At 57.6% G+C, this 19637-nt stretch carries 22 protein-coding genes and 1 tRNA gene; 15 read left to right on the top strand and 8 right to left on the bottom strand.

Annotated elements, in window-relative coordinates; translation table 11 throughout:
* Position 1: 1 nt before the first annotated feature.
* Together ASD36_RS15250 and ASD36_RS15245 are read left to right on the top strand one after the other, a co-directional pair.
* Complete coding sequence (locus tag ASD36_RS15250; RefSeq protein WP_082512229.1) at positions 2-880, top strand: DUF1365 domain-containing protein; 879 nt, start codon at positions 2-4, stop codon at positions 878-880.
* 43 nt (positions 881-923) lie between these two features.
* A complete protein-coding gene (locus ASD36_RS15245; protein WP_060505449.1) occupies positions 924-2177 on the top strand; it encodes a cyclopropane-fatty-acyl-phospholipid synthase family protein in 1254 nt (417 codons plus the stop codon).
* Positions 2178-2213: 36 nt separating this feature from the next.
* On the opposite strand, the gene ASD36_RS15240 is transcribed toward ASD36_RS15245, so the two are convergent.
* The gene (locus ASD36_RS15240) at positions 2214-3056 is read right to left on the bottom strand and encodes an SDR family NAD(P)-dependent oxidoreductase (protein ID WP_060505450.1); all 843 of its coding nucleotides are present in this window, start codon (positions 3054-3056) and stop codon (positions 2214-2216) included.
* A gap of 107 nt (positions 3057-3163) precedes the next feature.
* A complete protein-coding gene (locus ASD36_RS15235) occupies positions 3164-3811 on the bottom strand; it encodes a ChrR family anti-sigma-E factor (protein ID WP_060505451.1) in 648 nt (215 codons plus the stop codon).
* A 312-nt stretch (positions 3812-4123) separates the two neighbouring features.
* Here ASD36_RS15235 and ASD36_RS15230 point away from each other — a divergent pair, with 312 nt between their 5' ends.
* From ASD36_RS15230 to ASD36_RS15210, 5 genes are all read left to right on the top strand, one after another.
* Entirely contained in the window at positions 4124-5164 is a 1041-nt protein-coding gene (locus ASD36_RS15230) for a cysteine synthase A (protein WP_060505452.1), read from the top strand.
* A 7-nt stretch (positions 5165-5171) separates the two neighbouring features.
* Positions 5172-5918 (top strand): alanyl-tRNA editing protein, encoded by a 747-nt coding sequence (locus tag ASD36_RS15225; RefSeq protein WP_060505453.1) that lies wholly within the window; start codon positions 5172-5174, stop codon positions 5916-5918.
* A 3-nt stretch (positions 5919-5921) separates the two neighbouring features.
* Positions 5922-6776 carry a 3-mercaptopyruvate sulfurtransferase gene (gene sseA, locus ASD36_RS15220; protein ID WP_060505454.1) on the top strand — a complete coding sequence of 285 codons (855 nt, stop codon included), beginning with the start codon at positions 5922-5924 and terminating at the stop codon, positions 6774-6776.
* A 5-nt stretch (positions 6777-6781) separates the two neighbouring features.
* Positions 6782-7348 (top strand): GNAT family N-acetyltransferase, encoded by a 567-nt coding sequence (locus ASD36_RS15215; protein ID WP_060505637.1) that lies wholly within the window; start codon positions 6782-6784, stop codon positions 7346-7348.
* An 81-nt stretch (positions 7349-7429) separates the two neighbouring features.
* Positions 7430-7900, top strand: coding sequence for a DUF1203 domain-containing protein (locus ASD36_RS15210; protein WP_060505455.1), 471 nt, complete (start codon positions 7430-7432; stop codon positions 7898-7900).
* A gap of 52 nt (positions 7901-7952) precedes the next feature.
* Here ASD36_RS15210 and ald read toward each other — a convergent pair whose 3' ends face one another.
* Positions 7953-9071, bottom strand: coding sequence for an alanine dehydrogenase (ald, locus tag ASD36_RS15205; RefSeq protein ID WP_060505456.1), 1119 nt, complete (start codon positions 9069-9071; stop codon positions 7953-7955).
* A gap of 154 nt (positions 9072-9225) precedes the next feature.
* Between ald and ASD36_RS15200 the strand changes: the two genes are divergently transcribed.
* A complete protein-coding gene (locus tag ASD36_RS15200) occupies positions 9226-9687 on the top strand; it encodes an Lrp/AsnC family transcriptional regulator (RefSeq protein WP_060505457.1) in 462 nt (153 codons plus the stop codon).
* Between the two features lie 20 nt (positions 9688-9707).
* Here ASD36_RS15200 and ASD36_RS15195 read toward each other — a convergent pair whose 3' ends face one another.
* Together ASD36_RS15195 and ASD36_RS15190 are read right to left on the bottom strand one after the other, a co-directional pair.
* Positions 9708-10952, bottom strand: coding sequence for a GGDEF domain-containing protein (locus tag ASD36_RS15195; RefSeq protein WP_060505458.1), 1245 nt, complete (start codon positions 10950-10952; stop codon positions 9708-9710).
* A gap of 196 nt (positions 10953-11148) precedes the next feature.
* Entirely contained in the window at positions 11149-11466 is a 318-nt protein-coding gene (locus ASD36_RS15190) for an HlyU family transcriptional regulator (protein WP_060505459.1), read from the bottom strand.
* 61 nt (positions 11467-11527) lie between these two features.
* Between ASD36_RS15190 and ASD36_RS15185 the strand changes: the two genes are divergently transcribed.
* Entirely contained in the window at positions 11528-12481 is a 954-nt protein-coding gene (locus ASD36_RS15185; protein WP_244482274.1) for an alpha/beta fold hydrolase, read from the top strand.
* 2 nt (positions 12482-12483) lie between these two features.
* On the opposite strand, the gene ilvA is transcribed toward ASD36_RS15185, so the two are convergent.
* Positions 12484-13731 (bottom strand): threonine ammonia-lyase, encoded by a 1248-nt coding sequence (gene ilvA, locus ASD36_RS15180; RefSeq protein ID WP_060505461.1) that lies wholly within the window; start codon positions 13729-13731, stop codon positions 12484-12486.
* A 183-nt stretch (positions 13732-13914) separates the two neighbouring features.
* On the opposite strand from ilvA, the gene ASD36_RS15175 reads away from it, so the two are divergent.
* Positions 13915-14526 carry a hypothetical protein gene (locus ASD36_RS15175; protein ID WP_060505462.1) on the top strand — a complete coding sequence of 204 codons (612 nt, stop codon included), beginning with the start codon at positions 13915-13917 and terminating at the stop codon, positions 14524-14526.
* Between the two features lie 4 nt (positions 14527-14530).
* Here the strand turns inward: ASD36_RS15175 and ASD36_RS15170 are convergent, their stop codons facing one another.
* Entirely contained in the window at positions 14531-15286 is a 756-nt protein-coding gene (locus ASD36_RS15170; protein ID WP_060505463.1) for a competence/damage-inducible protein A, read from the bottom strand.
* 164 nt (positions 15287-15450) lie between these two features.
* Between ASD36_RS15170 and wrbA the strand changes: the two genes are divergently transcribed.
* Positions 15451-16050, top strand: coding sequence for an NAD(P)H:quinone oxidoreductase (gene wrbA, locus ASD36_RS15165; RefSeq protein ID WP_060505464.1), 600 nt, complete (start codon positions 15451-15453; stop codon positions 16048-16050).
* Positions 16051-16333: 283 nt separating this feature from the next.
* Positions 16334-16576: a DUF2188 domain-containing protein gene (locus tag ASD36_RS15160; protein ID WP_060505465.1), complete on the top strand. Its 243-nt coding sequence runs from the start codon at positions 16334-16336 to the stop codon at positions 16574-16576.
* Between the two features lie 623 nt (positions 16577-17199).
* Here the strand turns inward: ASD36_RS15160 and ASD36_RS15155 are convergent.
* Entirely contained in the window at positions 17200-17442 is a 243-nt protein-coding gene (locus ASD36_RS15155; RefSeq protein ID WP_244482276.1) for a hypothetical protein, read from the bottom strand.
* A 208-nt stretch (positions 17443-17650) separates the two neighbouring features.
* Here ASD36_RS15155 and ASD36_RS15150 point away from each other — a divergent pair.
* From ASD36_RS15150 to ASD36_RS15140, 3 genes are all read left to right on the top strand, one after another.
* Positions 17651-17735: transfer RNA gene (locus ASD36_RS15150), tRNA-Leu, on the top strand.
* Between the two features lie 39 nt (positions 17736-17774).
* Positions 17775-18272 (top strand): xanthine phosphoribosyltransferase, encoded by a 498-nt coding sequence (gene gpt, locus ASD36_RS15145; RefSeq protein WP_037095505.1) that lies wholly within the window; start codon positions 17775-17777, stop codon positions 18270-18272.
* Between the two features lie 176 nt (positions 18273-18448).
* A complete protein-coding gene (locus ASD36_RS15140; protein ID WP_060505466.1) occupies positions 18449-19039 on the top strand; it encodes a hypothetical protein in 591 nt (196 codons plus the stop codon).
* Positions 19040-19637: the final 598 nt, after the last annotated feature.

The raw sequence follows: 19637 nt of genomic DNA, 5'->3' as shown, positions 1-19637 counted from the left end.
GATGCGCGCGTCACCCGGCTCGGACATGACGAAGAATGGCGCACCGCCACAAGCGGCGGCCGTGCTTTATGCCGGTAAAGTGATGCATCAGCGGATGAAGCCGGTCGGCCACCGTTTCAGCTATGGCGTGTTTTCTCTGATGATCGACCTGGACCGGTTGGACGAAGCGGATCGGCTGAGCAGTCTTTTCTCTGTCAATCGCCGCAATCTTCTATCCTTTTATGAAGAGGATCATACGGGCGACAGCGCGGTGGGGCTGCGCGGCTATGTCGATGCCCTGCTGGCCAAGAATGGCCTGCCGATGCGGCCAGAACGCATACTTCTCGTGTGCTATCCGCGCATTTTGGGCTTTGTCTTCAATCCACTGGCTGTCTACTACGCCTATGATAGCGGCGGCGCGCTCAGTGCGATGATCTATGAGGTCCGCAACACATTCGGCGAGCGCCACACCTATGTCTGTCCAATCGGTCCCGGTGATGTGTCCGATGCCGGTATCCGCCAGCAATGCGACAAGCTGTTTCATGTCTCACCGTTCATTCCAATGGCCATGCGCTACCAATTCCGCATGCTGCCGCCGGGAGAGGAAATCCGCTGGCGCATTCTGGAGACGGACAAGGATGGGCCTTTGCTTGCCGCAACCTTCTCCGGTGTTCAAGTGCCGTTGAAAACAGGCAAGATTTTGCGTCTTGTTGCCCGCATTCCGCATCTTACATTCAAGATTGTCGCAGGGATTCATTGGGAGGCATTGAAGCTCTGGGGCAAAGGCGTCCGCTATATTCCGCGGCCGCAAGCGCCGGAACTGACGAGCGCGTGGAAGGAGGGTCGCAGGACAAGCCTTGTTTTTTCTCCTGAATCCCAGGTTGGCGGTCCGGCGGAATGAGGTTATTTTGCGTCAAGAACAATGATTGCTGAGGATCTGTCGCATGAGCACAGCAGGCACCGGTTATTGTGATCCGAAAGACGGAGAGCGTCTTTCCGCTGAAAATCTTTCGCGCATAGTCAAAGGATTGCCCGCCAAAGCGCAGATGGTTCTGCGTGGTCTTGTGCACATGCAGGCCGGTTGTCTGAAATTGACCTTACCCGATAGCCGCACCGTGGTCGTCAAGGGCAAGGTCCATGGACCTGTCGCCTCCGTGACATTGCACAACTGGAATTTGCCGCAGCGCGCGCTGACCGGTGGCACCATCGCCGTTGCCGAAAGCTATATGGATGGTGACTGGGACAGCCCGGATGTCGGTGCGTTTCTCGAACTCTTCCTCGTCAACACCGATGTTGGCCGCAATTTCTCCAATGGCGCACGCGGCGTGCTGCGTCTGGTCGAAAAATTCCGTCACTGGATGAACGCTAATACCAAATCCGGTTCCAGGAAGAACATTTCTGCCCATTACGACCTGGGCAATGCCTTCTACAAGCAGTGGCTCGATCCGACGATGACCTATTCGTCTGCGCTCTATTCGACGGGTGCCAATGACCTGCAATCTGCCCAGCGCGCCAAATACAAGGCCCTGGCGGACGCGGCGGGCATTACCTCCAGCCATCATGTGCTGGAGATCGGCTGCGGTTGGGGTGGTTTCGCCGAATATGCGGCGAGTGAGATCGGTTGCAAGGTGACAGGCCTGACCATCAGCCGCGAACAGCTGGCCTTTGCCAATGAACGCATGAGGAATGCGGGCCTGTCCGATAAGGTAGAGATCAAGTTCCAGGATTATCGCGACGAGGCGGGCCTCTATGACCGGATCGTTTCCATCGAGATGTTCGAGGCCGTCGGCGAAAAATACTGGCCGGCCTATTTTTCCCAATTGCAACGCTGCCTGAAGCCGGGCGGCAAGGCTGGGCTTCAGATCATCACCATCAAGCCTGAAGCCTATCAGGAATACCGGGCCAATCCGGATTTTATCCAGAAATATGTCTTCCCCGGCGGCATGCTGCCCACCCCGCAACATCTGATCGACCTCGGCCGCAAGGTGGGCCTGAAGATCAGCGGCGATTTCGGCTTTGGGCTGGATTACGCTCGCACGCTCGCAGAATGGCGCCAGCGCTTCTGGAGTGTCTGGGACAAGGTAGAGCCGCTCGGCTTCGATATCCGCTTCAAGCGGCTATGGGAGTTTTACCTGTTCTATTGCGAAGCCGGTTTCCGCGCCCGGAATATCGACGTCCGGCAAATCGTGTATGAATAAGACCGCAGCAGGGCGGCTCGGCTCAACCTGCCGCCATCACACCGCCTGTGGATCCCGTTTGAGCATGTCGACGGCATGTCCACCGGTCACCAGCGGGCGCGTTTTCCATCCCGTAGCCTTGTTGATCAGCCAGAAATAGAGACTGTAAGGCAAGAGGTTGAGCAGCTTCATCGTCAAGGTGAAGCGCTTTGGAAACGTGATCTCGAAGCCGCTGGATTTCAGGCCGTCGGCAATGCGGTCTGCTGCGACCTCGGCGCTGACCAGGGCAGGCATCGGGAATGCGTTCCTGGCTGTCGCTGCCGTTTCGACGAAACCCGGATTGATGATCTGCAGGCGCACGCCGACCTTGTCGAGATCGAATTTCAGGCTTTCCGCCATGTTGATCAACGCTGCCTTGCTGGCCCCGTAGGCCGCGCTTGTCGGCAGGCCGCCATATCCGGTGACGGACGAGACGATGGCAATCTGGCCATGCCCCCTCGCCCTCATGTGACGCACCGCCGGTAGCAGGCAATTGACCGTTCCGTGCAGATTGACCGCAAAAGTCTTTTCAAAATCTTCGCGGTGCAGGTCCTCGCCGTGAACGGCAACGTAGACGCCGGCATTGAGAACCGCGAGCACCATCGATCCGTGCTCGTATTCGATCGCGGAGAAAACCCGCTCCATATCCCGCGGATCGGTCACGTCGCCGTCGAGGACGATGATCTTGCCGGGTCCGGGAGATTCGTGCTGCAGTTTGACCAGTTTCTCGTGGTCGCGCGCCGTGACAACGACGTTGTAACCGTCCTTCGCCAGCCGTAACGCCAAGGCGCGGCCGATGCCCGAACTTGCCCCCGTGACCCAAGCCAAACCCATATCAGGGTGTGCGACATAGTTGGTCATCGGGCTTCCTTTCGCTGCTTCATTGTGGACCCCGGAAGCCGGGATCACCAAACAATACGCATTGAAATGTAGTTTGTTCCCGCATTCGGGCCAATGTTCGGCAGAACTCAGCCGATCAGGTCGCCGAGCAATTGTTTCCATGAGCCGGTCAGTTTGAGCGGTGCCTGGAAGACGGCAAAGCCGATGCAGGGACATTCCGATTCTGCCACGGGACGGTGGTCGATACTCTCGTCTGCGACCGATATGTCGCCCTTGGCAAAGCGCCCCCGCGTATCGTTGAATGCGCCGTCTAGCACCAGCGAGAGCTCGTAGCCTTCGTGCGTATGGGCCGGAATTACGCGGCCGGGCTTCAACCAGAAAAAGCTGACGTCGCAGCCATCGATTTTTCCAAGACTGTATTCCTTGAAACCGGGCAGTTTTCGTTTCCAGGGAATTTCGGTAGCATCGAGCCCGGCAAAATCACGAATGGCCTTTGGAAAAAACGCGCTTGCGGGCTGTACTGGTGCGACCTTGGCGGCTGCCAGGGGGGGGGCTGCGAAAATGGCTCTCAATGCGCTGTCTCTTGACCTGAAAGAGACTGGCTCCATATGTTCCAGAATATCACCGGCGACCGTTTCGTACTCGGCGACCCTGGGCCTGTTGACGGATTGCATCTCGAGATGTGCTTCGACAAGCACGCGTGCTGGCTCCGGCAGAACGCCGGCAGCATACCGTGCCATCAAGGCATCCACTGTATCCAGCTGAACATCAGCCATTCATTTGATTTACCTGTTTTGCCGCATGAGCGCCGCGGAAACTATCGCCTCATTACGCCAGGGGTCAACAAATGGATCACGCCGATTGCGAAACGCGATCTTCCACTTTTGGGTCAATTTTGCCCAAGACAGCGCCAAGGCGAAACGCTATTTCTTGCTTCGACGGGAGTGTGGGCCGAAAAGACGCTAGGATTTCGGTATGTTGAACGGCAAGGGCTTTTGTGGCTCAGGCCGTTCCCATACGACCTGTTCAAATCGTCATCAGCGTCAGGTTCTGCCTGAAGCGACCGCCTGCAGCCAAGAGGTTCACTCATGTCCGTTCTGCCTTCCGTTCTCGATGCCATCGGCAATACGCCGCTGATCCGCCTCAAGGGTGCCTCGGAAGCGACGGGATGCACCATTCTTGGCAAGGCGGAGTTTCTCAATCCGGGCCAGTCGGTCAAGGATCGTGCCGCACTGTCGATCATCCGTCATGCTGAAAAATCCGGACAACTGAAACCAGGCGGGGTGATCGTCGAGGGGACAGCTGGCAATACCGGCATCGGTCTTGCCCTTGTTGCCGAGGCGCTCGGCTATCGCACGGTCATCGTCATTCCGGAGACGCAGAGCGAGGAAAAAAAAGATGCCCTGCGGCTTCTTGGCGCCGAATTGATCGAAGTTCCCGCGGTTCCTTACAAGAACCCCAACAATTACGTGAAGCTGTCCGGCCGCCTCGCTGCCCAGCTTGCAAAGACCGAGCCGAACGGCGCGATTTGGGCCAATCAGTTCGATAACGTCGCCAATCGCGACGCCCATGTTGAAACGACCGCGCCGGAAATCTGGCGCGATACGGACGGCAAGGTCGATGGATTCGTCTGTGCAGTCGGGTCGGGTGGTACATTGGCTGGCGTAGCGCTTGGCCTGAAAGCAAAGAACCCGGGCGTCAAGATCGGCATCGCCGATCCGGAAGGGGCGGCCCTTTACAATTTTTATGCCCATGGCGAGCTGAAATCGTCTGGCGGGTCGATCACCGAGGGCATCGGCCAGGGACGCATCACCGCCAATCTCGAAGGTTTCACGCCGGATTTCGCCTATCAGATACCGGATGCCGAAGCCGTACAGCTGGTGTTCGATCTTGTTGAAAAGGAAGGCATCTGCGTCGGCGGCTCCTCGGGCATCAATATTGCCGGTGCCATTCGCCTGGCAAAAGATTTGGGACCGGGACATACCATCGTGACGATCCTGTGCGACTATGGTAACCGCTATCAGTCGAAACTGTTCAATCCCGCATTTCTGAAGTCAAAAGGCCTTCCTGTTCCGGCCTGGCTGACGCGGAATTCCGGAATAACGGTCCCCTACGAACCCGCCGGATAAGCATCTCATGACAACGACTGCCCTTTTTCGCGACGACTTCTACCTTTCAACCACGGAGGCGATCGTCACGGGAATACGGGAGGACGGTGGCATCGAGCTGGATCGGACCTGCTTTTACGCGACCTCGGGCGGCCAGCCCGGCGATAACGGCTTTTTCGAGCGTGCCGATGGCACCCGCATCGAGATAGCAACGACGCGCCACGGCGATACCAAAGACATCATCATTCACGTCCCGGCAGCCGATCAGCCATCCGTGCTGGTCGGTGAAAAGCTGGTGCTGCATATCGACTGGCCGCGTCGCTACAAGCTGATGCGCATGCACACGGCTTGCCACTTGCTCTCCGTCGTTTGCCAGTATCCGATTACGGGTGCGGCTGTCGGTGAGGATGAGAGCCGTGTCGATTTCGACATGAGCGAGACCATCGACAAGGACGCGGTCACGGCTGCGATGATGGTGCTGGTTGAAGACAATCATCCGATCTACCTGCAATGGATCACCGACGAGGAATTGGCAGGCAATCCCGATATCGTCAAATCGAAGAATGTCCGCCCGCCGATGGGCCTTGGCCGGGTCAGCCTTGTCTGCATCGGCGAGAATGCCTCGGTTGATAGCCAGCCCTGCGGCGGCACGCATGTGTCGGAAACCCAGGAGGTCGGCGCAATCCACATCGCCAAGATCGAAAAGAAGGGCAAGGAAAACCGGCGTTTTCGAATCCGTTTCGGTACGCCGGACGCCGCATCCACCGGAGAATAATCGATGACCGAACAGAAAAGCGCCTTCGTCGTTTCCGCGGATTGGCTTGAGCAGCGCCTCAACGATCCTTCCGTCAAAATCCTCGATGCCGCCTGGTATCTGCCGGCGCAGAAGCGGGACCCTAAGGCCGAATATGCGGCCGGCCATATTCCGGGCGCCGTCTTCTACGACCAGGACGCCATCGCCGATCTGACCAGCGGTCTGCCGCATACCATCCCCTCACCGCAATCCTTCGCCGAATCTCTTGGCCAGCTTGGAATCAGCGAGACCGACACGATCATTGTCTATGACGGCCCTGGCATATTCACGGCGCCCCGTGTCTGGTGGCTGTTGCGCACAATGGGCGCCCAATCGGTGTTCGTACTTGATGGCGGTATCGATGGCTGGAAGGCCGAGGGGCGGCCGATCACCACTGACGTTCCTCAGCCGGCACCTGCCACATTCCATCCGAAGTTCAATGCTGAAGCCGTGACCTCGTTTGCACAAATGCGCGACATCGTCGCCACCGGCTCCCGCCAGATTGCCGATGCGCGCGGTGCTGCACGTTTTACCGGCGAGGAAGCGGAACCGAGAGCCGGCATGCGATCCGGTCATATGCCCGGCGCCAAGAGCCTGCCCTCCGGTGTTTTCTCGACCGGCGGCAAGTTCAAATCGCTTGACGCCCTGCGCGAAACGATTGAGGCAGCCGGTATTGATCTTAACAAGCCGGTCGTCACCTCCTGCGGCTCAGGCGTCACTGCGGCGATCATCACGCTGGCGCTGCAATCTCTGGGCCATACGGACAATACGCTCTATGATGGCTCTTGGTCCGAATGGGGCAGCCGGGCAGACACACCCGTCGTTACCGGGAAAGAATGATCAGCATGACCAAGGGCAACGCAGCCGAATCGCTTGATGTTCGCATCACCGAACTGGAAATGACCGCACCGCCCAAGCAGAGCCTGCCGGTGCCGGTCAATATCCAGACGGCGATCATGCGCGTGCCGGAAATTCCGCTTCCTTTCTATCGTTTCCTTTATCTGCAGGTCGGTAAACGCTGGAACTGGGTCGACCGGCTGCGGATGAGCGACACCGACCTTGCCGGCGTCCTGCATGACAAGCGCAATACCGTGACCGTGCTTTATGTTAACGGTGCGCCGGCCGGTTTCTTTGAGCTGCTGCAGGTGGACGAGGATACCGTCGAGCTTTCCCATTTCGGTATGTTCGAACATGCACTCGGCCTTGGGCTCGGCAAATGGTTTCTGCTGCAGACATTGTATGCCGCCTGGAGTTCGAATCCGAAAATCGTCCGGGTTGCGACGAACACGCTCGATCATCCGCGCGCACTGCAGCTTTACCAGCGCTTTGGCTTCTCGCCGGTTTCGACCCATGATGCCAAGGTCTTGCCACTCACCGACGACGAACTGCTGGCATTCGCACGCGGACTCTGAATCTCGCTACGGCAAGTTTCGGGTGTCGCTGTATGTCGGCACATGGCATTTCCTTCAGTATTGAAGCTGGAGGAACCAAAGATGCCGCTAAACTACCAACCGATGCCAAGCGATCTTGCTGCACGCTACCGCCGGCGCGAACCCGACGCCTACGGTCTGACGCCGGAACGGCATGTCTCCGATGGCCAAGGCATGCCCTGCCGCCATTGCCTTGCCAATATCGCCAAGGGCGACCGATATCTTATCCTTGCCTATCGCCCCTTCCCGGAACTTCAGCCCTATGCGGAAACCGGGCCTATTTTTCTGCATGCGGACCCATGCGACGCCTATGCCGGTGGCGAGGCGGTTCCACCGATCCTGACCACCAGCAAGGATTATCTTTTGCGCGGTTATGGTGCCGACGATCGGATCGTCTATGGCACCGGCGCCGTAACGCCGGTTGATACCGTCGACGCCCGGGCAAGCGAATTGCTGGAACGGCCCGAAGTGGCCTATGTCCATGTCCGCTCGGCCCGCAACAACTGTTATCAATGCCGCATCGAGCGCGCATGAAAACGGGGCCGGATGTGACCGGCCCCGCCATAATGCTTGACCAGCGACGGGGTCAGGCGGACATCAGCACAGCTTCCGGGGCATAGCTCTCATAACCAAGCGCTTCGGCAACTGCCTTGTTGGTAACGCGGCCCTTGTGAACGTTGAGGCCAGCCCGCAGATGCCGGTCCTCGGCAATCGCCTTTAAGCCACGGTCGGCCAGCTGTAGGCCGTAGAACAACGTCGCATTGTTGAGCGCATGTGCCGAGGTCACCGGAACGGCACCCGGCATGTTGGCAACGCAATAGTGCACGACACCATCGACTTCATAGGTCGGATCGGAATGTGTCGTCGCATGTGATGTCTCGAAGCAGCCGCCCTGATCGATGGCGACATCGACAATGACAGCGCCTTTCTTCATGCCGGACAGCATTTCGCGCGTCACCAGTTTTGGCGCTGCAGCACCGGGGATCAGCACAGCGCCGATGACGAGATCGGCTGAAAAGACTTCCTCTTCCAGCGCGTCGATCGTCGAGAACCGGGTGTGGACACGGCCGGCGAAGAGATCATCGAGTTGGCGCAGGCGTGGGATGGACCGGTCGAGAATGCACACATCTGCGCCAAGGCCGGCCGCCATGCGGGCTGCATGCAAGCCGACGACGCCGCCGCCGATTATGGTAACCTTGGCAGGCAGAACGCCTGGTACCCCACCGAGCAAAATGCCGCGGCCGCCATTGGCCTTCTGCAGCGAGGTAGCTCCCGCCTGAATGGCGAGCCGTCCGGCCACTTCCGACATCGGCGCCAGCAGCGGTAGGCCGCCGCGATCATCGGTGACGGTCTCGTAGGCGATTGCGGTCACGCCAGAGCCAAGTAGCCCCTTGGTCTGCTCGGGATCGGGGGCAAGATGCAAATAGGTATAGAGGATCTGACCATCGCGGAGCTGCGCCCATTCGGAGGGCTGCGGTTCCTTGACCTTGACGATCATGTCGGATTTTTCAAAGACTTCCCTGGCCGTGGCGACTATTCTTGCGCCGGCCGCTCGATAGCTGTCGTCTTCCGCGCCAATGCCTGCGCCCGCCTTTGTCTCGATGATCACTTCGTGGCCATGCGCCACATATTCCCTCACCGAGCCGGGCGTCAGACCGACACGATATTCATGGTTTTTGATTTCCTTCGGGCAACCGACACGCATCTTCGCGTTCCTCTCCTATGCGGCTTACGCCTTTGTTGTTTTGCCCGCGTAGCGAAACAGAAAGATCATCGCATGTCCTTGCAAAATGACGGATCGATATCGTAATCTTTCGCAGATTATTGCGTTTTAAGTTAGAAACTCGAAGGATATTCGACTGATGGCGATGGATGCAATTGATGCTGCGATCCTGCGGATTCTTCAGCAGAATGGCCGGATTGCAAATGCCGAACTGGCCGAAAAAATCGGCCTTTCGCCGTCCGCCTGCTCGCGCCGGGTCGATATCCTCGAGAAGACCGGCGTCATCAGCGGCTATCATGCCCGTCTGTCGCACAAGGCGCTCGATTACCGCATCATGGTGATCGTCCACATCTCGCTATCAGGCCAGTTTGCCAAGACATTGACGGAGTTTGAAGCGGCGGTGAAACTCTGTCCGAATGTGCTGGTCTGCTACCTGATGTCGGGAGAATACGACTACATTCTGAGGGTCGCGGCGAAGGACCTTGAGGACTACGAGCGTATCCATCGGGATTGGCTTTCTGCCTTGCCCCATGTGGTCAAGATCAATTCCAGCTTTTCGCTTCGCGAAATTATCGACCGGCCGAATGTCGGCGTTTGAATGCGAGTGACCGGATAATTTCAAGCGTGTCCGACCACACGATTGCGTCCTGCGCGCTTGGCTTCATACAGCCGCATGTCGGCCTTCGACAACAGATCGCGAGTCGTCGTTCCATCAATAGGCGTCGAGGCAATACCAATGCTGACGGTAACGGCAGACTTATCCGAGGTCGTCACATCGCTCAGCACCCGTAGCCGCAACTGTTCGGCGCGTGACAAGGCGCTGCTATGATCCAGACCATCGCACAGGACGACGAATTCTTCTCCACCATAACGGAAAAGGTAGTCGTTCGGACGCAGTCCTGCCTGGATAGCATCGGTGATGGATTTCAGCACCCGGTCGCCTTCGAGATGGCCGAAGCGGTCGTTGATGCTCTTGAAGTGATCGGCATCAATCATGATCAGGCTGATGACACTCCCTGACGCCACCGCGTGGCGGATCAGCCTTGGCGCTTCGAATTCAAAGCGGCTGCGGTCGAGTACGCCTGTCAGCATGTCCCGTCCCGACTTCGACAGCAAGTCCTCGTAACGCTCCCGAAATGTCAGCGTGTTGAAAATGTCGCCGATCGGCTGCCGCACGACGGAGAGTACCGAATGGCTGGAAAAATGCAGGTAAGCACCGAGAATCAGTGAATAGACGACCGCTGCCCCCATCTTGGCAATCCAGCCGCCCCAGAACACCTCGGCCGGTGCATCGTTGAGCGCATGCAGCGCGACATAAAATCCGGCCTGGTCGAAGGTCAGAATAACGACGCCGCAGATGAGGAACCGTAAAGTGAGCATACCCCGCACCCACCGGCCGATCCGTTCGTAGAGCAGGATGATCAGCAGCGAATCGAGATAGAGCATCAGCGTCCCCCACAGCATCAGCCAGCCCATCTCGTCGATGAAGGCGAGATCGGCACTGCGATTTGGCACGGCCGAAACGGTCTGGTGCATCTGCAAGAGCAGGCTGAGCGCGACAGTGAGAAAATTACCCGCAAGAAGGCCATAAATCGGCTGACGCACTGTCGCCGCGTCCTCCTTCACGTAGAGAAGGAGGATCATCATCAGCTTGCCGGCAAACAGTACGGCCGAGCCCGGCGAAATCACGCCGAATGGCAATTGTACGTAAAAGACAGCCGCAAGATAGGTCTCGATGAAATGCAGTACGCCAAGCGCAGCGATGAAGACGCCGAGGCCCAACCGGTGGCGCAAATGCAGCAGCGTGACCATGACTGCGACGTAGACAAGGCCTTCGCAGAAAAACAACACTACATTGGTCATCGCCGGATGTTCACTCAGATTTTCACTGTGCGGATCTATAAACGGCAAATTTAAAGAAACGTTTAGGGTGTTGCCGCCGATTGTTGAAGGCGAACCGGCTCGAGCGCCGTTAGAGCCGAGTGTGCGAATGTTTACATCAGCACGGTAACGGCATCTGCCGATGGCAGGTCAAACAAGCAGTATCAAATGGGCGGAGTTAGACCTGCCGGGAAGCAACGTCGTCGGCAAACAATGACGGGCCGTGCTGGTCGATGATCTGATGCGCCTTGCGCAATGTCGCATCAATCACATCCTGTTCAGACGTGAAAACATCGGCGCGGATGAAGGTGCGGACACGCATCGTCCCTTCGACGTCCTTTTCAACCGAACCGGCCAGCCTGAATTGGGAGCCCTCGCGGATCGGCGTGGCGCGGATGAGGCAATCGCCATAGGTTTCCGTCTTGCCGGAGGGCGCAGCCGCCTCGGTTCCGGAGCCATTGGAAAAGCCGAACAGTTTTGACAGAAAAGAAGCCATGCAAAAGACTTAACCATGGCAAACAGGCCTGTCAAAGGCTAACTTCTTTCATCAGTAATCCATGCCCAGGCTAGAGGAGAAACGGAATGACGAGGCTGCTGTCGCGATCATGATATCGGGTTTTTCGGCCATCGGATCGATTGACGATGTCGAGGCATATCTGGCCGCCAGCGAATCGGCCCTTCCCGATATCAGGCCCGGCCTGGCCAAGCAGGTCATTTGGGCCGATCCTGCCGAAAAGCCCCGGACAGCGCTTGCCATTGTCTACATTCATGGTTTTTCCGCGTCCAAAGGCGAGGTCCGGCCCCTGCCCGATCTGGTGGCAAAGGCGCTGGGCGCCAACCTGTTTTATACGCGCCTGACCGGACATGGCCGCAGCGGCGACGCGATGACCGAGGCCTCGGTGACCGACTGGCGGGCTGACATGCGCGAGACACTGGATATTGCCGGCCTGCTTGGTGAAAGAACACTCATTATTGCAACTTCGACCGGCGCAACACTCGCCACGTGGGCCTTATCGCAGCCGGAGTGGGTAAACCGCGTCGCCGGTGCCGTCCTGCTTGCTCCGAACTTCAGGATCAGGGGGCGTGGCGCGTTCCTTTTGACTGCACCGCTTGCCCGTCTCAGCGCACGCCTTACCCTTGGCCGCCGCCGCTCCTTCGTTCCGATCAACGCCCTGCACGCCGCCTATTGGACCACGGACTATCCGGTCCGCGCGCTGCTGCCGATGGCATCGCTAGTCGCGCAAGCCCGGACACTGCCCTTTGAAGCGATATCAACCGCAGCGCTGTTCATTCAATCTCCGGGAGATCAGGTTGTCGATGCACGGCAAACATCTGCCGTCGCCGCGCGTTGGGGCGGACCTGCGGTAGTTCTCGACCCCGGTGATATAGACGATCCCTATGGGCACGTGGTTGCTGGCGATGCCCTGTCGCCAAAGACAACAGGGCATCTCGCAGAAATCATCGTTGATTGGTTTAATAAAACAAATCAACATTCAGATATAAAACGATAATATCAGATAACCAGGTTGGCCAATATCTCGTTGTTGGTGATATCCTGATAATGCAGACCGGCACCGTCAAAGGCGGCCTTCAGCTTTGGAAAATTCTCCGGATGTTTGGTTTCGATACCGATCAGGATGGAGCCGAAGTTCCGCGCCGATTTCTTCAGGTATTCAAACCGGGCGATATCATCGTCTTCGCCGAGCAGGCCAAGAAAGTCCTTCAGTGCGCCCGGGCGCTGCGGCATCCGCAAAATGAAGTATTTTTTCAGGCCTGCATGCCGCATAGCCCGTTCCTTGACGTCAGGAAGGCGTTCGAAGTCGAAATTACCACCAGAGACGACGGCAACGACGGTCTTTCCCTCCAGGGCCTCCCGCCCCAGCATTTCCAGCGCCGTGATCGACAAGGCTCCGGCCGGTTCCAGCACGACACCTTCGACATTGAGCATGTCGGTGATTGTCACGCAGATCGCGTTTTCTGCCAGAAGCAGAACCTGGTCTATCGAAAAATGCTTGAGAGCTGCGAAGTTGAGATCGCCGATACGTCCGACGGCCGCTCCATCGACGAAGTTGTCGACCTGTTCCAGCGTCACCACGGAACCCGTCTCCAGGCTGCGGCGCAGGCTGGGTGCACCCTCCGGTTCGCAGAACACGAAAGCGCCGGGAGCAACCTTGCTCTTCAGATAGCCGGTCATGCCGGCAGACAACCCGCCGCCGCCGACAGGCATGATCACCAGATCCGGAACGACGCCCTCCGGCAGTTGCTCGATCATCTCGACTGCCACCGTTGCCTGTCCCTCGATGATGTCGGCATGGTCGAAAGGCGGAACCATGACGCCATCGATACGCTCGACGTGATCGCGCGCCGCCTGGTAGCATTGGTCGAAGAAGTCGCCGACCAGCTTGATGGTAATGAATTCCCCGCCGAACATCCGGGTCTTGTCGATCTTCTGCTGCGGCGTCGTCACCGGCATGAAGACGACGCCCGGCACGCCAAAATGTCGGCAGACGAAGGCAAACCCTTGTGCGTGATTGCCCGCGGACGCGCAGACAAAGGTCTTACCGATTCCACCAGCCGCGATCACCTTACGGAAAAAGTTGAACGCGCCGCGGATCTTGTAGGATCGCACCGGGGAAAGGTCTTCGCGCTTAAGATAAATCGTCGCGCCGTAGCGGGCACTCAGGTGATCGTTGAGCTGCAGCGGCGTCGCCGGGAACAACGCGCGCAAAGCCTCGACGGCATTATCAACGTCCTGCTTCATGGGATGCGGTCTTTCGTTGGTGTTCGTATGGCCCTGCCTATGCCACAACGCCGCTGACGAAACCACAGCTATTCGTCAATAAGTGGAGTATTTAAATCACCTTTGTTTGAAGTGACGGCCTGCCTTGACACCGGTCGGCAAATACCGAACATCCGCAATCAACGCAGGATCAGGGGAGAGGCAATGCGCACCGACAATCGTAGAGGTGGCCTGACGGCCGCAATCAGCGCGCTACCGCTCCTGTTGTTGCTGGCGGCACCCGCCCTCGCCGGCCCGCTTGCCGACGCAGCAACCAAAGCCGAGGCGCTGGCAGCCTCTGGCGATACGCTGGGTGCTCATGATCTTTTGCGCTCGGCAACCGGCGCGTTTTCATCAACGCTGCCGTTTTCCATCGGCAAGGCTGTATTCGTAGGAGTTCCTCCGGTTGGCTACGCGATGTATGAGCCCAAACCGCAGCCGATATTCAAGCCGGGCGAAGCCCTCGTCTCTTATGTCGAGCCGATTGGCCTCACCTGGACACCGGCGGCGGCCGGAAAAGTACAGACGCATTTTACGGTCGACCTGGATATCCTCAGCGCTTCAGGTGAAGTGCTTGCCAACCAGAAGGCTTTTGGCGACTTCACGTTCACCAGCTTCTTCCGCAATCAGGAAATCTACGCGACATTGACCACGGATGTCAGTGGTGCCGCAGCTGGCGATTATGTGCTCCGGTTTCACTTCAACGATCTGAACAGCGGCAAGTCCGCAAGCGTCGATCAGAAATTTACGATCGCCGCAATGTCTCCAACGCCTTAGTAACTCAGGCGTTGCTTTTCGATGCGGCGATTGTCTCGATCATCGCCTTCACATCCGCTTCCGCCGCATCGAGCAAGGCTTCGTCGCGGGCACGGATCACCAGATCGGTCGAAAACGACGTACCGTCGAACTTTGGATAGGACCCGATGCTGGTCAGCGGATGTGCCTTCTGCACCTCGCCGAGTGGCCCGCCAATATCGCCTTCCCCGAAAGGAGAGCGCACGGTGCGCGATTTGACGACGGTACCGCTTTCCAGCTGTGGCAGGAGCGCATCCAGCATCGCCTGGAAGACCTGTGGGACGCCGGCCATCACGTGAACGTTGCCGATAATGAATCCGGGCGCTGTCGATACGGCATTCGGAATATGACGTGCGCCATCCGGCATACGCGCCATGCGCTGCCGCGCCTCGGTAAACTCCAGGCCGCGCCGCGAATACATGGCACCAAGCAGGGTCATGGCATCCGGGTCGTGAATGCACGCGACGCCGAACGCCCGTGACACCGCATCAGCGGTGATATCGTCGTGGGTCGGGCCGATCCCGCCCGACGTGAAGACATAGTCGTATTCAGCCCGCAACCCGTTGAGAGCCGCCACGATCGCCGGCTCGTCGTCGGCAACGATACGGACTTCCTTCAGATCGATACCGGCCAGCGTCAGTACATCTGCCAGATGGCCGATATTCTTGTCCTTGGTCCGGCCGGAGAGCAATTCGTCGCCGATGGCGAGCATGGCGGCGGTGACGATTTTTTCGCTGGTCATCGGAAGGTCCTATGTAACGCTGGGATCGTTCAGTCGAAAAATCCGATTGTCTCTTATTCTCGAACGGTCTGTCGCCCGCTTCGCTTCTGACAACGGACAGGTAAACTGATAAATCCGATCTCCAGCGGCAATCAAGCGGAATTGCCAACTCAAAGGAGAATACGATGGCTAAGGTATTGGTGCTTTATTATTCGGCATACGGACATATCGAAACCATGGCGTATGCCGTCGCCGAGGGCGCCAAGTCCGCGGGCGCCGATGTCACCGTCAAGCGCGTGCCGGAACTGGTGCCGGCCGACGTTGCCAAAGCCTCTCATTTCAAGGTCGATCAGGCTGCCGAAATCGCCAAGCCGGATGAACTGGGCGACTACGACGCCATCATCTTTGGCGCGGGTACGCGTTTCGGCACTGTCGCGTCGCAGATGCGCAATTTTGTCGATCAGACCGGCGGTCTGTGGATGAAGGGCGCGCTAGTCGGCAAGGTCGGCTCGGTGTTCACGTCCTCGGCAACCCAGCATGGCGGCCAGGAGTCGACGATCCTCGGCTTCATTCCGACCCTGATGCATCAGGGCATGGTCGTTGTCGGACTGCCCTACGCTTTCCAGGGACAGACAGGCGTCGATGAAATCAAGGGCGGCTCGCCCTATGGCGCATCGACGATCACCGGCGGCGACGGTTCGCGCCAACCATCGGAAATCGAACTGGAAGCCGCACGCTACCAGGGCGCCCATGTTGCCAAGATCGCCGCCAAGCTGTCGGCCTGAGCGACATAAAGACCATTACGACAGGTGTGAAGGGCGATCGCAAGACCGCCCTTTTTTCGTCTGTGCGCCATATGGGAAAGGCTAAAAGGCCGGGCTACTGCCTCCGGCAACTGGAAAACTGGAAAAACGCCGGTGTTTCATGCTACTTTGCGCTGCCAGGATGCGCTGCGGCAATGTGCAACGTAGGTTTTGGCGACGGGAACGTTTGCCACACTGGCCGTTCCAGTCCGGTCACGTCGACTCCATGAGATATTGGAATGCGGCGCACTCCAGGGAGTACGAGATGACCAAAGTGGTGTATGCGATTGTCGAGCACGATGGCGGCTGGGCCTACAAGCTTGCCGACGTGTTTTCCGAGACCTTCCCGAACCGCGAGATAGCGGTAGCGGCAGCAAAGGCCGCAGCAGCCGAGCAGCAGGTCGGCGGCGACGATGAAGAAATCAGTTTTCAGGATCCAAGCGGCCGATGGCATTTTGAACATGCAGACGGCGGTGACCGGCCGGAAGCCGTTGTCGAGGATCAATAGACGGCGGCGACGTGCCAACATAAGTGCGGCACATCTGGCGCGTTTGCGGTTTAACGAAACCAGAATGCCCCTCTCCGGCGCCGAAGAGGGGCTTATGGTTTGGTACTGAAAATGCCGAGTTTCCCTCCCTCGGCATCACTGGTTAAAGCGCTGTTCTACCGGTGCATCAACTGAAACCGTTGATTAACCTTCACGGGTAGGGTTAATCACTGGACCTAATGCCAAGAGGCCGCAGCTCAATCGAGATACTGCTCTTCATTCCCCAAAAACGATCAGCCGCTATTTCTCTGCCCCGGTGACTTCTGCCCCGGTGAATGATGACCGGATTTACCTCACGCCGCCCTTGCGGTTCCCTCCTTCGGGACCTGCTTCGCTTCAAGAATGGCCATGCAGATCAGATAACTCAGCATTACATTCTGCTGAGAGTCGGCTAATAACTTTGCAGCCTGCAGAAGATCCGTGACATGCGTTTTATCCGACATCGGAAGCCTCATTTTTCAACGATTGCGATACCGATAGTAATATTCAATGGTTGTAATTCAACTATGGGTTCTTGCTGATTATTATCGATAGTTGATTTTTTTGATAATACACGCTATGTACCATCCGCCTGGAAAAACCGTTTACGCCGATGTGGACGTGTTCAGCAGGCCCGCCAGCCGAAACCATTCGTCAATACTGGCCTGGACGGCGGCCTTCGCCTCATCCAGCGTTTCAGCGGACTGGAAGTCGTAGCGGATCGTGCCGTTGCAGCCGGAAACCATCCATTCCCAACTCGTCTGACCGTCATGCTGCAACACATAAGCCAGTTCCTGCTGGCCAAGCATGCCAGCGAACGAGCGGTTCCGGATCGGCTTCCACGTCAATGGGATTTCTTGCAACACGTCGTCCATGCCCCAGCATTGATTCATAATACTATTATAAGTCTGCAGCCGGTTTGGCATAACCCTGTGGTTTGAGGGGTTTTTGCAAATCGGCTATTATTGCTTAATCGGGATCAAATGTGTTGCCCGGATCATGTTTTGGGAAGCAGCCTATTGACCTTAAAGCCCAAGTGTCTGAAAGGAAAAACACGCGGACGTGGCGAAACTGGTAGACGCAAGGGACTTAAAATCCCTCGGAGAGATCTGTACGGGTTCGACCCCCGTCGTCCGCACCACTCCCGAAACCGGATGCCTCGATCAACTGGAGCTTGAGCATGTCACTTCCTGAAAAAGCATTTCCCGTTTCCTGGGACCAGTTTCACCGTGACGCACGTGCGCTGGCCTGGCGTCTTGCCGACAATGGCGGCGAGTGGAAGGCGATTGTCTGCATCACCCGCGGCGGCCTCGTTCCGGCGGCGATTGTCTGTCGCGAGTTGAACATCCGGCTGATTGAGACAGTCTGCGTTGCCTCCTATCATGACTATGATGCACAGGGGCAGATGTACGTCCTCAAGGGGATTTCGGAGGAGCTGAAGGCTGATGGGGGCGAAGGCGTACTGATCATCGATGACCTCACCGACACCGGCAAGACCGCAGCCGTGGTCCGCGCGATGCTGCCAAAGGCGCATTTCGCCGCCGTCTATGCCAAACCAAAGGGCCGGCCGCAGGTCGATACATTCGTGACCGAGGTCAGCCAGGATACATGGATCTACTTCCCCTGGGACATGGGATTCACCTATCAAGAGCCGATCGCCAAGGGATCGCGCGGCTGAGGCGGTCTTGTGAAGCGGCTTACTAGCCGCCGCATACGACGCTTCATGAATATCCCTGTGTAAACAACGATCTGTTTCACTAAATTAATCTATTTTCTGCGGCGCCTTCGCCGCGGAAACAGGCGCCGAGCAGAAGGCTCCAGGGCTTTTCTCAACGGATCGCAGAAGAAGGACGCATGACGGTGCGCAACACGCGCGTTAGGGCTGCGATTGGCGCAACGCTCTGTTTGCTGCCGGTTCCTCCGGCAATGGCGAGCGATGTTCACGTGGCGCCGGTCACCGCTTATATCGAGGCCAACATTCGGGCGTGGATCGAAGACCCGATCATCATAAAAGCGCTCAGAAGCCAGAACGCCCTCCATTCCCACATGAGCCAGACAGCGATCGATCGCCTGGATGCCAACTGGCGCGCAGAGTTTTCAGGGGACGTCCGGCCGCTGATCGATGCGGTCATCGGTAATCCGCTGTCAAAATTCCTGAAGGCAAAGCAGGCCGCCTCCGGTGGCGTCGTCACCGAAATCCTTGTGATCGATGCGAAGGGTTTGTCTGTTGGCGAAAGTGAGATCAGTTCCGATTATTGGCAGGGGGATGAGTTGAAATGGCAGAAGACCTACCTTGCCGGATCCTCGGCCCTTTTCGTCGATGCCGCGCAAAAGGATGAATCGACGCAAATGCTGCAATCGCAGGCCAGCCTGACCGTGTCCGATCCCAAGACCGGTAAGCCGATCGGTGCCATTACCATCGGTATCAATCTCGACGCACTTTGAGCCGGTTGCCCCTCTTTCCGAATCAGTTTGTCCCACCGCCACATTTCGCCCGGCTTGGCTATGACCGCCGGGCACCATGGTAAATATACTGTGGTTTCTCACCCGCAAAATTTTGCAAATTTGCTTGCCGCTGCGGACGATGCTGGAGGGAACCCGGCGAAGCATCTGATTTTGCTTGATATGCCCACTGTCCCCGTTTTCCACAGGTCACACACACAACATCTGGTGTTCGCAATTACGACACAAACCAGCCCTTGACGGACTCGGGTCGAATACCGTTAATGGTTTCTACGTTGCGGCGGCGGCGGGACCGGAAAGTAACGAGGCCGGTTCATTTCAGAAGAAATCGTCTGTGTTTTCAAAACTGTCCGGTGGATGATCCATTGGTCGTGACGGTTATTTTTTGTGATCTCTCCAGGCGCCAAACACGTCACAAAAAGCTGGCGTAAGGAAGCTGTTGATACTATATTTAGTATTTGCAGCTGCAATCAGCACAAGATACAGGGTTCCCGAGACGGGTTTCCCATCAAGGCGGAAAACGGAAACTGGCTGCACGCTCAACGCGCGGCCGGATGCGAACAATTGCGCCCTGAGCCTT

It is taken from the genome of Rhizobium sp. Root1334 (assembly GCF_001426665.1).
Classification (GTDB): Bacteria; Pseudomonadota; Alphaproteobacteria; order Rhizobiales; family Rhizobiaceae; genus Pararhizobium.
Note: the sequence above shows the minus strand (reverse complement) of the source record. Positions and strands in the feature narration are given on the sequence as shown.